We start from the raw sequence: 15536 nt of genomic DNA, 5'->3' as shown, positions 1-15536 counted from the left end.
GTGCCAGCCGTGTTGCCCGACAAGCTCAGAGAGATCATCGACTGGCTCAGTGACGGTGCGCGATCCGCGCCGACGCCATCGCGCATGATGGCGGAATGTTGCGAACGGCTTGTCGCTGCGGGGCTGCCGCTATACCGCGTCGGCATCTTCATCCGCACCCTGCACCCGGAAATCTTCGGCAGAAATTTCATCTGGCGTCCGGAGACCGGGGTGGTCCTCAGCTCGGTTGATTTCGACATTCAGGAGGCGCCTGAATTCCTCAGCAGTCCGCTTGCGCTGGTCTTCCGTGAAGGTGTCGAGGTTCGCAGCCGACTTCATGAGCCATCAACCACACCCTTTCCTTTTTTCGACGATATGCGCGCCGAAGGCGTTACCGACTACATCGCGATCCCGCTCACCTTCGTCGACAACATGCTCCACGCATCAAGCTGGACCACGAAGCAGCCTGGCGGTTTTACGGACGAGCAGCTTGCTGCCTTGAAAACGGTGCTGCCGACATTGGCGCGGTTGATCGAGGTCATCGGCATACGACGAGTGACGGTGACACTGCTCGATACCTATGTGGGCAATCGCGCTGGCGGACGTATTCTCGGTGGTCAGATCCGACGGGGCCACACCGAGACCATGCGCGCAGCGATCTGGTTGTCGGATCTGCGCGGCTTTACGGCGCTGTCGGATCGATTGCCGCCGGAAAGCGTCGTCGAGATTCTCAACCTTTACTTCGATTGTCAGGTGCCTGCGATCCTCAAGCATGGCGGCGAAGTGCTCAAATTCATGGGCGATGGCCTGCTGGCCGTGTTTCCCATTGCTGAGGATGATACGGATCGTTCGATGGTTTGCGGTCATGCGCTGGAGGCCGCGCGTGAAGCCAGCGCTGCCGTTGAAGCGCTGCGCTGGTCGGATGCGGCAGGTGCCGAAGAGCGCTTTCGCTTCGGTCTGGCACTGCATGTCGGCAAGGTACTTTACGGCAATATCGGCGGCGGCAACCGGCTCGACTTCACCTGTATCGGCCCGGCGGTGAACCTCGCCGCACGTCTGGAGAAGATCGCGGGCAGGCTGCATCGTACAGTGGTCGCGTCGACCGCTTTTGCTGGTGCGACAGACGCCGACTGGGCCGATCTCGGTGAATTTCCCATCGCTGGCTTCGCCAAGGCCGAGCAGGTCTATGGATTGGGCGATGAAACCGCGGTCGCCGGCTGAGGTCAGTCGCCGCGCAGATGGGATTGCTTGAGGGCCGCGGTCAGGATCATCAGGGTCACCCAAAGCCGCAGCATCGCGAAGCTGAAGATAAAGACGAAGAAGATCAGGTTTCGGATGAAGGTGTTCGTCGTTGGCGCCTGCCCGTAGATCGCAATCGCGTTGCGAACGAGACCCTGGACAAAACCGAGGCCGAAATAGGCGGCGGTCAGGACCAGAAGGCCCACGCCGAGCCACGCGCGTCGCCTGGCGAATTCACGGCAAGCCGCGAAGAAACGAACCCTGTTGTCATGGCGTTCGACGCCGACGATCATCAGCAAGATCAGCGTGGCGATGGAGGCATTCCAGATCTTTCCGGCCGCTGTCGGCTGATCGAACGCCATGCCATCGATGCCGCCCATGAAGTTCAGGTCCAGCGGCGAGATTCCGAGCAATACAGAGATCATGCTTGCTACAAGCATCAGCGCGCCGATACGCGCCAGAATGCGCAGCGATAGTCGGAATTCATCCTCGAACGTCATCGCTCCGAGATGGGTCTCGCCGTCGGCAAGCTCGATCGACCGCCGTGCGGTCACCAGAAACGCGAGAAGAACGGCAACCGTGGCGACGAAGATGGCCGGCAAGGCGATAACGCCACCGCTGAACGCGATCACGCGCATTCCCGCTGCCAGCACGAGCCAAGGCAGGCATTCGATGAAGCGCAAAGGCCCGAACGACAATTCCGGCCGGGATACATATTGCTTGCGGAGTGCAATCGACATCTGGCGAGCTTGCCACATGCCGCCCAACCTCGGATTGAGCCGATCGTTAAATTTTTATCGTCTTGGTGGCCAAAGCAGAAGCGCCACGTCCTATTCTTCCGGCTCGGTCGTGAACAGAAGCGGATAGCCCTTGGCGCGGCCGGCGTCTGTCGCGCGGGTCGCCTTGGTCTCGGCGACGTCACGGGTGAATACGGCGACGACGCAGACGCCGCGTTGATGCGCCGTCATCATTACCTTGGCGGCTTGATCCTCGGACATGCGAAATTCCGCCTTCAACACCCGCACGACGAACTCCCGCGGCGTGAAGTCATCATTGACGAGGATAACCTTGTACAATTTCGGCCGCTCGACCTTCGGCTTGGTTTTAGTCTTGGTCTGCGGGGCGGTGACACTCTCGGGCATGCACACTCATCCGGACGATCGCGCTCTGTGGCGGCGACGCGACGATGATCACTCGGCCGGGCAATCCTTGAGGCGTTGCACGGCATCCTGATCGCCGCGCTGCACGGCCATTGGTTTCAGTTTACAGGCTCCGGGGACGTCGCGAAACTGCGGGTTCTGCGATAGTTTGAGATCGACCAATACGGCAAGTGCGTCAGGCTCGCCAAGTTCCGCAGCCTGAATTGCCTCATACAGAACGATATTGAGCGAGGAAATCTGAACCTGCGGATGGCTGGCCAGCAACCGCAGGGCCTTCAGTCGGGAGTCGTAATCCCAGACCCCGGCAGTGATCAGCAAGTCGATCCCCTTTGACACGTCGCGTGGCACCAGCTTTCCATCGAGATAAAGCTGGCCGAGCAGGCCACTCGCGCTCGCCTGATGGCGCTGGCTTTGCAAGATCGATAATGCGCGCTTCGGATCGGCCGGGCCGCCCTCGCTATCGAGCAGCATCTGCGCCAGCTCGGTATCGCCTCCCAGATGATCGCGCGCAGCCTCTTCAAATAGTTTGCGGGCGCGCACGGGATCGTTGGGACGCGTGGCTTCAGCCAGCGCCGCCTTGGCGCCAAACGAGCCGCCTTGGGCGAGACGTTCGAGTAAATCCCGGCCGAGGGTCTGCTCGTCCGGCTGCGGGGATCGCGCGAGAAGCCGGGCAAGCCTGATCTGCTGGTCCGCACGGGTGACGTTCTCCGGCAGCGGCAACCGAAGCGCGCGCTCGGTCCAGTATCGTTCGGCCGAAGGGTCCCGCTTTACGATGCCGCCACGGCCATAGAGGATGGCGAGCCTGTTTACCGCTGACGGGTTGTCCAGTTCGGCTGCCTTGATCAGCGCGTGCTGTGCCTCGTCGCGCGCAATCAGTTGCGGGCGATCAAGATGATAGTCCCATGAATTGTGCGACTCATAGATTGCGTAATTTGCCTCGCTATCGTTCCGGGCTGCGGCCTCGCGCAACAGTGCGACCGCCTCGGCGCGCCGTTCATGCGGCAGCGATTGAGCGAAGGCCACCTTGTTGCGGACATCGTCCGGAGCTGCAGCGAATGCTTCGCTGCAGGCGGCCTGGCGCATCCGATAACGCAGCTTCTCTTGTTGCTCGGGGAGGTATTCGGTGGCGTTCCGCAAAAGACGGCGGCATTCGTTGGCTGTGTTGGCGCCGAACGGCTGAATAGGTTCATCGTGTTCGGCGGCCCCTGTCTTGCGCTGTTCGGCAGGTGCTGAAACGAACAAAGCGATCGCTGCGCCGATGCAAGCGAGCAGTACGGCCCACACGATTGGGTGCCGCGCTGCGGGCTGGCGGCCACCGTTCATCGGCGCGTTCAAGGCGGCACTCATCTCGGCCCATTCCGGTCGGCAATGGTGGATGTGGTGTTGGCGACATCCTGCGCTAGCTTTGTCGCGCGAGCGCGCAAACCGTTCAAATCTGGGGCAGGCGCTCGTTAGCTCTGCCGCAGCGGCATCGCCGCCATGACCGGATTGTGAACATGCCTGCAGGTTCCTGCTTTGCGGCTCGTCATTTGCATGTCACCATTCGATTCTCAACGGGAGGGCCGCTATGCGCTGGTGTGTCTCGATTGGAGCGGTACTCGTCGCGGGAGCGATGGCCGGCGGCGACGTCGCGAGCATGGCGGCGACAGGCCCGAAAGCGCAGTTTGCCCAGAGCAAGCAGGACCCCGTGGTCGATGTCGAACTGGTGCTGGCGGTCGACGTTTCCTATTCGATGGATATGGACGAGCTGGCGATCCAGCGCGAAGGCTATGCCCAGGCCATCGTTTCCAAGGAATTCCTTACCGCGCTCAAGAGTGGCCCGACAGGCAAGATTGCGGTCACTTATTTCGAATGGGCGGCATCGTCAGACCAGAAGCTGATCATTCCCTGGCGTGTCATCGATGGTCCTGAATCCGCCGACGCGGTGGCATCCGAAATCATGAAGACGCCGATCCGCCGGGCGTCGCGGACGTCGATCTCGGGCGCGATCTACTACGCCATGCCGCTGTTCGATGAAAATGCGCTGCACGGTCTGCGCCGGGTCATCGATATTTCGGGCGATGGGCCGAACAACAATGGAGGACCGGTGACGGTCGCGCGCGACGAGGCAGTCGCGAAAGGTATTGTCATCAACGGCCTGCCGATCATGGCCAAGGAACTGTCCTACTCGACCATGGATATCGAAAATCTCGACCTCTATTACGAGGACTGCGTGATCGGCGGCGCGGGCTCCTTCGTGGTGCCGATCAAGGAGCGCGACAAGTTCAAGGAAGCGATCCGCACCAAACTGGTGTTGGAAGTCGCAGGATTGATGCCCGAGCCGCGCGCGATTCCTGTCGCCAACACGACCAGGGAGCCGCGCGTGAATTGCCTGATCGGCGAGAAGATCTGGCAGGATCGCTGGGGGCGTTAGTTCCGTTAGCCATCGACCCGTGCAATCGCGTGGAAAAACGTGCCGGTGACATGGCCGCGCCGTCCGCCGCGCTCTGCCATGGGTTCGACTTGCGCGTTGCGGAGATCGACCAGCGGGTCGTCGCTGCCCGGATCAATCAGTGACGCGTAGTGGAATTCGTGGCCACGGATTAGCGATCCATTTGGTCCGATAGGGCTGTCGGATAGCAATTGCGCCTCGCGATAGCCGAGATGCAGGCGCCGCTTGTGGAAACTCGTCGTGTGGCTGAGCAGCCCCGTCATCGCATGCCGGTTGCCGTCGGCGTCTTCCAGGCCTTCACCGAGGACCATATAGCCGCCGCACTCGCCATGGATCGAACGTGTCTGTGCGAAGCGCACCAGCCCGTCGCGGAATTTTTGCGCGGAGGCAAGCGTCGCCACGTGAAGTTCGGGATAGCCGCCTGGCAACCAACAGCTATCGCAATCATCCGGCGGAGCTTCATTGGCCAGCGGTGAGAAGCGGACGATCTCTGCGCCCGCATTGCGCCAGCCATCGATCAGGTGCGGATAGATGAAAGTGAATGCGGCATCGACGGCGAGCGCAATGCGCTGACCAGGCGGCGGCAATGCTGGCGTGGCAGCGAGCGTGGGCTGCCGCTCGATGGGGGCGGCCAGCGTGATGATGGCATCGAGATCGAGGTGCTTCTCCGCCATGTCGGCGAGAACGTCCATCCGCGTGGCAAGGTCGCCGTGTTCGCCAGCCTGGATGAGGCCGAGATGACGCTCTGGCAGCGCCAGTGCGGCATCCCGCGGAATGGCGCCGACGACGGGGATGCCGAGCGGCGCGATGGCATCCGTGATGAGGCGGCGATGTCGGTCGCTGCCGACGCGGTTCAGGATCACACCGGCGACGCGGACGTCGGGATGATGACCGGCAAAGCCGCGCACCATAGCGGCGGCTGATTGCGATTGCGCGGTCACGTCGAGCACCAGCAGCACCGGCAACTTGAACCGCGCGGCGATGCTGGCACTGCTGCCGTCGCGGTCGGCGACGCCGGGCACGCCGTCGAACAGGCCCATGACGCCTTCGACCACCAGCAGATCGGCGGCATCGCTGGCGCCAGCCATCAGCGCCTGCAGCAGGGGCGGTGGCATCGTCCAGCTGTCGAGATTGATGCAAGGCGCGCCAGTTGCGACCGCGTGAAAGGCAGGGTCGATATAATCGGGCCCAGCCTTGGCCGCGCGCAGTACCATGCCGCGCCGCGCCAGTGCGGCGAGCAGGCCGAGCGTGACCGTGGTCTTGCCCGCGCCGGAACGTGCTGCGGAGACCAGCAGGCCGGCGGTCATGATGCAACCTGGCTGAGGCTTTTCTCGATCATCGTGATGCGATGTGTCATCGCTTCCGAGATCGATGCAACCAACTGTTCGGGGAAATCTGGAGGCAAGTCATCAATCGCCTGCTCTGCCTTCGTCATCGTGTTTGCGACGATATCCTCGAAAGTGGAGCGCACGAGACTGGCACCGATGCCCGCCATCGCAGCGGATTGGACGAAGTGCCGCGGCATGACCTCCTCGACCCCGTAGTGACGGCTCTTGCCGATCGACATCGCCAGCTTGAAGTTTTTCCTCTGGACCTGCCCATTGTCGAGGCTCGGTTGTGCGCTCAGCACATCGTAGAGCGGGGTCATGCGGAAGCGTCCACCTGGATTGAGGAAGATGCTGAAATTCTTGGCATGGCCGTCGGTGGCGCCGATCAGCCAGAACACGATGATGGCGCGCAGGAAATGCGAAAGGTCTGCTTCGACGGTGTCGCTGCCCTTGAGCAGGCCGAAGATCTCCGTCGTACCGGGGCCGCCGTCGGACTGATATTTTCGCGTCGAGGGTATGGACAGCGATTGCAGGCAGTCCTCCTGAGGCAGGCGCAGCAGGCGCTTGTCGCGCGTCCAGAGCCGGTCGAAGCGTTCGACCACCAGCGTTCGCCGCCCGCCGAAATCGGCGATTTCCGTATGGGCTGACGGGATGCCGAGCGCTGACAGAAGTCTAAGGCAGAAATACTCGTTCTCGACACTGTCCGAGAGATCGACGCCGTTTGGGAGCCGGCCGATCTGCGGCTTCAGGATATGGGTGGTCGCCGTCGTGCCAATTGGTTTGTACCATCGGCCGTCTCGCTTCAGCAGCGCCGTCTTCTCCTGGGCTCCGGCGATAGAAATACGGAAGTCCTTATCCTCGCCGAGCCCGAGCGGGGCAGAAACGAGGTTGTTCAGGATGTCTGCGATATCGCCAGCATCGACAGGATGGCCGTCCACTTTGCCGGCCGGGTCTGGTGTGTGTTCGTCCGGAAGAAATTGCAACGCGCCGACGCAGTCGTGGCCGAGGGCGGCGAGCATGCTGTAGGTGTCGGTGCCTTCGGCGCCGACACGTTCGGCGACGCGCTTGCGGATTGCGTCGCCGTCCGGCAGCAGATTGTCGAAGACATTGAGGACCGCCGCGCCGACGTACTGATCTTCGCGCAGTGGAAGGGATAGCGAGATGGGAAAGGTCGAATCCCAATCCAGCCAGTCGCGCGCATAGCGGAAGTTGACGGCACCAGTTGCCTCGCGCCGGAGCGCACCGACGAGCCTGCCGTTGACGAACACGTTCAGCGGAACGTGCTTCGGCGAACGCGCCATCAGAAAATGCTTTCGATGTCGGCGGCCTCGGTGGTCGTACGAGATCGTACAACCAGTTCGAGATTGAGCGCGGCGAGAGCCGCCATCAGCGTATTGAGTTGGACGGCGGGTTCGCCGGCTTCCAAACGGGAAACCGTTCCCTGCCGCAGATGCAGCTTCTGGCCGAGTTCCGTTTGTGTAAGGTCAGCTTGCTTTCTCGCTCGCCGCAAAATGGCGCCGAGCTGTTTTTCGTTGCGTGCGATCTGGTCCATGGAAAATCTCCCATGAAGTTTATACGCGGTCGCGTATAAAAATACAATATACGCGATCGCGTATATTTCAATTTTATACGCGAATGCGTATAAAAAAGATATATACGCGATCGCGTATAAGCCGCCTCACACTGTCGCTCTTTCCTTCTTCGGCCAGTACTTGTCCCGCAAGTGGCGCTTCACCAGTTTGCCGGTCGGCGTGCGTGGCAGTTCGGCCTCGAAGTCGATGCTCTTGGGGCATTTGATCGGGGACAGATGCTTACGGCAGTACAAGATCAATTCGGCCTCCAGCGCCTTGCCGGCGCGGCTCATGTCGTGCGGCTGCACCACGGCCTTGACCTCTTCGCCCATCTCCTCGTTCGGCACGCCGAACACCGCAACATCGGCGATGTCCGGATGGGTGATGAGAATGTCCTCGGTCTCCTGCGGGTAGATGTTCACACCGCCGGAAATGATCATGTAGGACTTGCGGTCGGTGAGGTATAGGAAGCCTTCGTCATCGAGATAGCCGACATCGCCGAGGGTAGACCAGCCGCGCGCGTTATAGGCGCGCTTCGTCTTCTCGGGATCGTTGTGATAGCTGAACTGCGGCGTATCGGCGAAATACACCGTGCCGATTTCGCCGGTCGGCGCTTCCTGGTCTTCTTCATTGACGATCTTGACGCTGCCGACCACGGCCTTGCCGACAGTCCCGCGATGCGAGAGCCATTGCTGCGAATTCGACACGGTGACGCCGTTGCCTTCGGAACCGGCGTAATATTCGATCAGGATCGGTCCCCACCAGTCGATCATGCGCGCCTTGACGTCGACGGGGCAGGGGGCTGCGGCATGGATCGCGCCGTTCAATGAGGAGACGTCGTATTTCAAACGGACTTCATCAGGCAGCTTCAGCATGCGCACGAACATGGTCGGCACCAGCTGCGACTGGGTGATCTTGTGCTTTTCGACAAGCTTGAGGAATTCCTCGGCGTCGAAATGCTCCATGATCACCGACGTGCCGCCGAGCGTGATGGCCATCATGTTAAAACGTAACGGAGCCGCGTGATACAGAGGCGCCGGTGACAGATAGATCGAGTCCGATGTCATGCCGCACATGTTCGCGCAGAGCAGCTTCAGGAACGGATTCGGCACGTCGATCGGATTGTTCTCCGAGGCGCGCTTGATGCCCTTGGGGCGGCCCGTCGTGCCCGACGAATACAGCATGTCGTAGCCGGCAACCTCGTCGGCAATCGGCGTAGCGGGCTGAGCGGCGAGGGCACTATTCCAGTCGCGGAAACCGGTGCGCGAACCGTCGACGATATAGAACATCGGCTCCGCCGTGTTGGTGATCAGCGGTGCAACCACATCGGCGCATTTCTCGGAGGTGATGACAACCCGTGCGCCGCAGTCTTTCACGATATAGGCGATCTCGTCCTGCGTGAGGTAGCGGCTGATCGCCGTGTAATAGAGCCCGGCGCGCTGTGCGGCCCAGCAGATCTCCATGAAGTCGAGCCGGTTCTCCATCAGTAGCGCAACATGATCGCCGGCCTTGAGTCCCAGCGAGCGAAACAACTGCGCGCCGCGGTTGGAGCGTTCGTCGAGTTCGCGATAGGTGAGCGCCTGACCGGAGCCGGCCATGCGGTAGGCAATCTTGTCGGGACTGGTCTTCGCGTGAATCGACGGATGCGTCATGGAGAATTCCTTGGTGTTTCCTCGAAGACCGGCGGATTTTTCCGCTCGTGGTGTGGTTTAGTTTTCTTACGTCCCCTCTCCCCTTGTGGGAGAGGGTGCCTGAGCGAAGCGAAAGGCGGGAGAGGGGTATGGCCAGTCGCGGGCCCTCTCCCGTCTCGAACCCGCTTCGCGTGTTCGATCCACCCTCTCCCACGTCGCGCTGCTACGCAGCGCTAGGGGAGAAGGGAAGAAAATTACAACCTCTCCACGATCGTCACATTGGCCATGCCGCCGCCTTCGCACATGGTCTGCAGCCCGTAGCGCTTGCCCGTCTGCTGAAGTGTATGGACCAGCGTGGTCATCAGCTTGGTGCCGGAGCCGCCGAGCGGATGGCCGAGCGCGATGGCGCCGCCATTGACGTTGAGGCGAGCCGGGTCGGCGCCTGTGGCCTTCAGCCAGGCCGTCGGAATCGAGGCGAAGGCTTCGTTGACTTCGAACAGGTCGATGTCGTCGATCTTCATTCCGGCCTTTTCGAGCGCGCGCTTGGTGGCGGGCAGGGGCGCTTCAAGCATGATCACGGGATCGCCGCCCATCATGGTCATGTGGTGGATGCGCGCCAGCGGCTTGATGCCGAGTTGCTTGAGGCCCTTCTCGTTGACAACCATCACGCCCGACGCGCCATCGCAGATCTGGCTGGCGGATGCTGCGGTGAGCTTGCCGTTCTCGGCGATTAGCTTGACGCCCCTGATGCCGTCGAGCGTGGCGTCGAAGCGGATGCCCTCGTCGATGTGATGGGTGTCCGTGGTGCCATCGGCGCGGGTGATCTGCAGCGGGATGATTTCGTCCTTGAACCGGCCGGCCTCGGTCGCGGCAATAGCGCGCTGATGGCTCTGGAAAGCGTATGTGTCGAGGTCATCCTTCGACAGTCCGTATTTCTCGGCGACCATCTCGGCGCCGGTGAACTGGCTGAACTGGATGTTGGGATAGCGCGCTTCCATGCCGGGGCTCTTGTAGTGGCCCATGCCGGCCTTGGACGCGAGAATGCTTGGCGAGCCCATTGGCACGCGGGTCATGCTCTCGACACCGGCGGCGATCACGATGTCCATAGAGCCAGCCATCACGGCCTGGGCGGCGAAATGCAGCGCCTGCTGCGATGAACCGCACTGGCGGTCGATGGAGGTGCCCGGCACGCTTTCCGGCAGCTTGGAGGCCAGCACCGCGTTGCGCGCGACGTTCACAGCCTGCTCACCGCCCTGGCCAACGCAGCCCATGATGACATCTTCAACCGAGGCGGGATCGGCGCCGGTGCGCTCCACCAATGCGTTCAGGACCGAGGCGGCGAGATCGGCCGGATGCCAGCCGGCTAGACGCCCGCCTTTGCGGCCACCAGCGGTGCGTGCAGCGGCGACGATATAGGCCTCAGCCATGCGTGATCTCCCTTTTTTGCCTTGTTTGGCGGCGTTTCTCGTGGCGTTGAATGCGCGGGATTTAAGTGTCCGCGGAGAGTTTAGTCAATCGGTCAATTAACTCTTGAGTGCGGCCGATTGTTCGTATTATCTGCGCTCCGAATGGCACCGACTTTGAACCCCAGCACCTCTGTGAAAACCGCCGCCGCCCGTAATCCGACGGCCGACAAGCTGTTGCTCGCGGCGAGCGAGCTGATGATTGCCAGCAACTCCATCGAGGTGTCGCTGAGCGAGATTGCGCAGCAGTCCGGGGTCAATGCGGCGCTGGTGAAATATCATTTCGGCAATAAGGACGGCCTGCTGCTGGCGTTGCTTGCGCGCGACGCCGCCACCGAGATGACCAATCTGGAATATCTGCTGGCGCAGCCGATCTCCGCCACCGCGAAGCTGCGGCTGCACATCGCCGGCATCATCAAGGCCTATTACCAGTTTCCCTATATGAACCGGCTGATCCACTACTTGCTGCATGAGAGCAGCAACGAGGCAGCCGACGAAGTATCGAAGTTCTTCGTAGGGCCGCTGCTCGGCTTCCATCGCCGCCTGCTGGCCGAGGGACTCGAATCCGGCGAATTCCGCGCGGTCGATCCGGTGCTGTTCTACACCAGCCTGATCGGTGCCTGCGACAACCTGTTCTTCAGCCGTCATGCCATGTCGCGCGCCATCGGCGTCGGCCCGGTGACCGATGAAGTCTGCCGCGACTACGTCGCCCATATGGAAGCGATGCTGCTCGGCGGGATCCTCACAAACAAGAAGGCCGCCAAGGCCTGACATCACGAGCTCAGAAGAAACGGCCCAAGGAAAACTGCCAAGAAAATTCAAAAACGTCGGGAAACGCCCAAGGAACCAAATTCAAGAACTAAAAATAAGAAACGCCCAAGGATCAGTTCCAAGAACAACAACCAAGAAAACGCCCAAGGACCACTTCTTCTTCTTTTTCTTTTTCGTCGCGACCCAAAATTCAAGAAACGATCAGAAACGCCCAAGGAAAGGCATTATCGATGCAGTTGAAAGACGTAGCCGTATTCATCACCGGCGGTGGTTCGGGCCTCGGTGCCGCGACCGCGCGCGCGATGGCTGCCAAGGGCGCCAAGGTCGCCGTGTTCGATCGTGCGGCGGAAAATGCCGAGAAGGTCGCTGCCGAAGTGAAGGGCATCGCCACCGTCGGCGACGTCACCAGCGAGAATGACGTCAAGGCGGCGCTCGCCAAGGCAGCAGCTGCGCATGGTACCGCGCGCGTGCTGATGAACTGCGCCGGTATCGGCGGTTCACAGCGCATCGTCGGCAAGCAGGGCGTTTATCCGCTCGAGAAGTTCACCAATGTCATCATGGTAAACCTGATCGGCACCTTCAACTGCCTGCGCCTGTTCGCCGAGCAGCTTGCCACCGCCGAACCGATCGGCGAGGAACGCGGCGTCATCATCAACACCGCCAGCGTCGCGGCCTATGAAGGCCAGATCGGCCAGATCGCCTACTCTGCCTCGAAGGGGGGCGTTGTCGGCCTCACACTGCCGGCCGCCCGCGATCTCGCCTCCAGCAAGATCCGCGTCAACACCATCGCGCCGGGCCTGTTCCTGACGCCGCTGCTGATGGGCCTCAACGAGGAAGCCCGCGCCAGCCTGGGCGCACAGGTGCCGCATCCGGCCCGCCTCGGCGACGCCTCGGAATACGGCAACCTCGCGGTCCACATCGTCGAGAACCCGATGTTGAACGGCGAAACCATCCGCCTCGACGGCGCCATCCGTATGGCGCCGCGGTAGTACTTGTCTTCCCCTCTCCCCCAGCGCGGCGTAGCCGCGCGCCGCGGGAGAGGGTGCCTGAGCAAGCGAAGGCGGGAGAGGGCTCGTTGTGGCGCCCCTCTCCCAAGTGAGTTTGTTTCTAACTCCTGCGCTGCCCTCTCCCGCAAGGGGAGAGGGCGCGGCAATGAGCGTCGGCAAGGCGCCAACGAGTGAAACGGGAGAGCGCGTGTGTCTAATCCACTGCTGATCGAACACGACGATGGCGTGGACCGGGTGACGCTTAATCGTCCGGACAGTCTCAACGCGCTCGATCCTGCTCTGATCGACGCACTGAACGACTATTTCGAAAGCCTGCAGCGCAATCGCAAGACACGCGTGGTCGTCCTCAAGGGCGCCGGCGCCAATTTCTGCGCCGGGCTCGATCTCAAACACGCAATGGCCGCGCGCTCCGGGCAGAATGCGCCGCGCACCGTCACCGAGTCGCTCGATTCCCAGCGCCGCATTGCGGATATCGTGATGCTGATGCGCCGCTGTCCGCAGCCGATCATCGCGCTGGTGCAGGGTGCTGCCGCTGGCGGCGGTTTCGCGCTGGCGCTCGCCGCAGATATCCGCATCGCCGCCAAGTCGGCGCGCATGAACTGCGCCTTCATCAAGCTCGGCCTCGGCGGCTGCGACATCGGCTCAAGCTATTTCCTGCCGCGTCTCGTCGGTGTCTCCGTCGCCTCTGAACTGATCCTCACCGGCCGCTTCATCCATGCCGATCGCGCGCTGGCTGTTGGGTTGGTGTCGGAAGTTGTCGACGACGGTCAACTCGAAGCCGCCGCTGCGCCCTATGTCGATGCGATGATGACCGCGTCGCCGGTAGGGCTGCGGCTGTCGAAGGAATGCATCAACATGTCCGTCGATGCCGGCTCGATCGAGGCCGTCATCGCCATGGAAGATCGCAATCAGGTGCTGTGCAGCCGCTCGGAAGATTTCGAGGAAGGCATTCGCGCATTCATCGAGAAACGAAAGCCGGTTTACGTCACACGTTGAAGCGTGATCTCACGCACCGAATACAAGGTCCGACAAACGAGACCATGGTTCGACAAGAACGGTTTTGGGAGAAACCACATGAACGCCCAGGCTGCCGCGGTGCTGACAAAGCCCGCCTTCCGCAAGATCCACTGGATGGAGCGCGACATCGATGTCGAGCGCCGGCCGGACGGCGTCATCGTCATGAAGTCGCTGATACCGTTGATGCCCTATGAGACGCATCTGCCGGCGTCTCTGGCGAAGTGGGCCAAGGAGCGTCCCGATCACACCTGGCTGGCCCAGCGCGCCGGCGATGACCGGCAATGGCGTCGGCTCAGCTATGGCGAGGCGAAGCGGACCGCCGATGCGCTGACCCAGGCGCTACTCGACATGAAGCTCGCGGCCGATGGACCGGTTGCGATCCTTTCGGGCAATTCCATCGAGCATGCACTAATGACCATGGCGGCGATGCAGGCGCGGCATCCGGCAGCGCCGGTGTCGCCGGCCTATTCGCTGATGAGCCAGGATCACGCCAAGCTCAAATATCTGTTCGAGCTGATCAAGCCTGTCGCGGTCATGGTGCAGGACGGGCCGACCTTCCAGAAGGCGCTGGATGCGCTCGATCTCACCGACATCAAGATCATCCATGTGGCGCGCCCGCCGACGGGGATCGCCAGCACCGCCTATGCCGACATGGTCGCGACCATGGTTACGCCCACGGTCGACGCATCGCTCGCCCAGATCATGTCCGATACGGTCGGCAAGCTGCTGTTCACCTCGGGCTCCACCGGCATGCCCAAGGCGGTCATCAACACGCAGCGGATGATGACGGCGAATGCCGCGATGATGATGCAGACGCGCCCGCGCGATCCGAACGCGCAGCCGCCGGTCTATCTCGACTGGATGCCGTGGAATCACACCATGGGCGGCAACGCTTTGTTCAACCCGCTGCTGATCGATGGCGGCACGCTCTATATCGACGATGGCCGTCCAATGCCGGGCATGATCGACGAGACATTGCGCAATCTGCGCGAAATCTCGCCGACCTATTACGCCAATGTTCCCGCCGGCTATGCTGCCATCGCCAGCGCGATGGAGAAAGACGATGCGCTGGCGCGCTCGTTCTTCAAGAACCTGAATCTGATGGCCTATGGCGGCGCGCGTCTCCCGGATGATCTCTACGACCGGATGCAGGCGCTGGCCGTGCGCGCCACCGGCGAGCGCATCGTGTTCTATACCGGTTGGGGCTGCACCGAGACCTCGCCGACCTCGACCGGCACCTATTGGGACACCGAGCGCGTCGGCCTGATCGGCCTGCCGTTCCCCGGCGTCGAACTCAAGATGGTGCCGGTGGATTCGAAATACGAATTGCGCTTGCGCGGCGTCAACGTGATGCCGGGCTACTATCGCCAGCCGGACCTCACCAAAGCGGCCTTCGACGAGGAAGGCTTCTACAAGATCGGCGACGCTGGCATTTTCGTCGACGACAATGACCCCGTGCAGGGCCTGATCTTCTCCGGCCGCGTGGTGGAGGACTTCAAGCTGACGACCGGCACCTTCGTGCATGTCGGCTCGTTGCGCACCGATGTGATCGCTGCGGCGACGCCGGTGGTGCAGGACGCGCTGATCACGGGACAGGATCGCCCCTATATCGGCGTGCTCGCCTGGCCCAACCTGCCGGCCTGCCGCATCATGATCGGCGAGCCCGAGGCGACATTTGCCGATGTGGTGAAACATCCTGCGGTTCTTGCCTGTCTGAAGAAGGGGCTGCAGGCACATAATGCGTCGTGCGAAGGCGCCAGCAGCAGGCGCATTGCGCGCGCGATGTTCATGGTCGAGCCGGCGTCCATCGACGGCAACGAACTCACCGACAAGGGCTACATCAACCAACGCGCCGGCCTCGAACGCCGCGCGGCACTGGTCGCCCAGCTTTACGCCGAGCACCCCGGCGAAGACGTCATCATCCTCAACTAGACTTTCC

General features: G+C 61.9%; 14 protein-coding genes. 6 read left to right on the top strand and 8 right to left on the bottom strand.

Features of this window, described 5'->3' with window-relative positions:
- The first annotated feature begins 9 nt into the window (after positions 1-9).
- A complete protein-coding gene (locus AB7813_RS13235; RefSeq protein ID WP_175368409.1) occupies positions 10-1200 on the top strand; it encodes an adenylate/guanylate cyclase domain-containing protein in 1191 nt (396 codons plus the stop codon).
- 2 nt (positions 1201-1202) lie between these two features.
- Here AB7813_RS13235 and AB7813_RS13230 read toward each other — a convergent pair whose 3' ends face one another.
- From AB7813_RS13230 to AB7813_RS13220, 3 genes are all read right to left on the bottom strand, one after another.
- Positions 1203-1958, bottom strand: a complete 756-nt coding sequence (locus tag AB7813_RS13230; protein WP_120291939.1) for a hypothetical protein — start codon at positions 1956-1958, stop codon at positions 1203-1205.
- 90 nt (positions 1959-2048) lie between these two features.
- Positions 2049-2360: an ATP-dependent Clp protease adapter ClpS gene (clpS, locus tag AB7813_RS13225; RefSeq protein ID WP_120291842.1), complete on the bottom strand. Its 312-nt coding sequence runs from the start codon at positions 2358-2360 to the stop codon at positions 2049-2051.
- Between the two features lie 48 nt (positions 2361-2408).
- Positions 2409-3725 (bottom strand): tetratricopeptide repeat protein, encoded by a 1317-nt coding sequence (locus tag AB7813_RS13220; RefSeq protein WP_439084191.1) that lies wholly within the window; start codon positions 3723-3725, stop codon positions 2409-2411.
- A gap of 220 nt (positions 3726-3945) precedes the next feature.
- On the opposite strand from AB7813_RS13220, the gene AB7813_RS13215 reads away from it, so the two are divergent.
- Positions 3946-4791 carry a DUF1194 domain-containing protein gene (locus AB7813_RS13215; RefSeq protein ID WP_439064680.1) on the top strand — a complete coding sequence of 282 codons (846 nt, stop codon included), beginning with the start codon at positions 3946-3948 and terminating at the stop codon, positions 4789-4791.
- 5 nt (positions 4792-4796) lie between these two features.
- Here the strand turns inward: AB7813_RS13215 and AB7813_RS13210 are convergent, their stop codons facing one another.
- The 5 genes from AB7813_RS13210 to AB7813_RS13190 all read right to left on the bottom strand — a co-directional run bounded on the left by AB7813_RS13210 (position 4797) and on the right by AB7813_RS13190 (position 10766).
- A complete protein-coding gene (locus AB7813_RS13210) occupies positions 4797-6116 on the bottom strand; it encodes a cobyrinate a,c-diamide synthase (RefSeq protein ID WP_439064679.1) in 1320 nt (439 codons plus the stop codon).
- Positions 6113-7438, bottom strand: a complete 1326-nt coding sequence (locus AB7813_RS13205; protein ID WP_439064678.1) for a type II toxin-antitoxin system HipA family toxin — start codon at positions 7436-7438, stop codon at positions 6113-6115. The genes AB7813_RS13210 and AB7813_RS13205 overlap by 4 nt, the downstream gene beginning before the upstream one ends.
- On the bottom strand, positions 7438-7689 hold the full coding sequence (locus AB7813_RS13200) for a helix-turn-helix domain-containing protein (RefSeq protein WP_068734977.1): 252 nt from the start codon (positions 7687-7689) through the stop codon (positions 7438-7440). Before AB7813_RS13200 ends, AB7813_RS13205 begins: the two co-directional genes overlap by 1 nt.
- A 126-nt stretch (positions 7690-7815) precedes the next feature.
- Positions 7816-9360: an acyl-CoA synthetase gene (locus tag AB7813_RS13195; protein WP_439064677.1), complete on the bottom strand. Its 1545-nt coding sequence runs from the start codon at positions 9358-9360 to the stop codon at positions 7816-7818.
- A 233-nt stretch (positions 9361-9593) separates the two neighbouring features.
- Positions 9594-10766 carry an acetyl-CoA C-acetyltransferase gene (locus AB7813_RS13190; RefSeq protein WP_439064676.1) on the bottom strand — a complete coding sequence of 391 codons (1173 nt, stop codon included), beginning with the start codon at positions 10764-10766 and terminating at the stop codon, positions 9594-9596.
- 141 nt (positions 10767-10907) lie between these two features.
- On the opposite strand from AB7813_RS13190, the gene AB7813_RS13185 reads away from it, so the two are divergent.
- From AB7813_RS13185 to AB7813_RS13170, 4 genes are all read left to right on the top strand, one after another.
- Complete coding sequence (locus tag AB7813_RS13185) at positions 10908-11573, top strand: TetR family transcriptional regulator (RefSeq protein WP_089265475.1); 666 nt, start codon at positions 10908-10910, stop codon at positions 11571-11573.
- A 230-nt stretch (positions 11574-11803) separates the two neighbouring features.
- Positions 11804-12562: an SDR family NAD(P)-dependent oxidoreductase gene (locus AB7813_RS13180; protein ID WP_231079680.1), complete on the top strand. Its 759-nt coding sequence runs from the start codon at positions 11804-11806 to the stop codon at positions 12560-12562.
- Between the two features lie 207 nt (positions 12563-12769).
- Entirely contained in the window at positions 12770-13576 is an 807-nt protein-coding gene (locus tag AB7813_RS13175) for an enoyl-CoA hydratase/isomerase family protein (protein ID WP_439064674.1), read from the top strand.
- Between the two features lie 78 nt (positions 13577-13654).
- The gene (locus AB7813_RS13170; protein WP_439064673.1) at positions 13655-15529 is read left to right on the top strand and encodes an AMP-binding protein; all 1875 of its coding nucleotides are present in this window, start codon (positions 13655-13657) and stop codon (positions 15527-15529) included.
- Positions 15530-15536: the final 7 nt, after the last annotated feature.

Origin of the sequence: Tardiphaga sp. 20_F10_N6_6, assembly GCF_052076045.1 — a bacterium.
Classification (GTDB): domain Bacteria; phylum Pseudomonadota; class Alphaproteobacteria; order Rhizobiales; family Xanthobacteraceae; genus Tardiphaga; species Tardiphaga robiniae.
The sequence above is the reverse complement of the archived record's forward strand: the minus strand, read 5'-3'. Positions and strand labels throughout refer to the sequence as shown.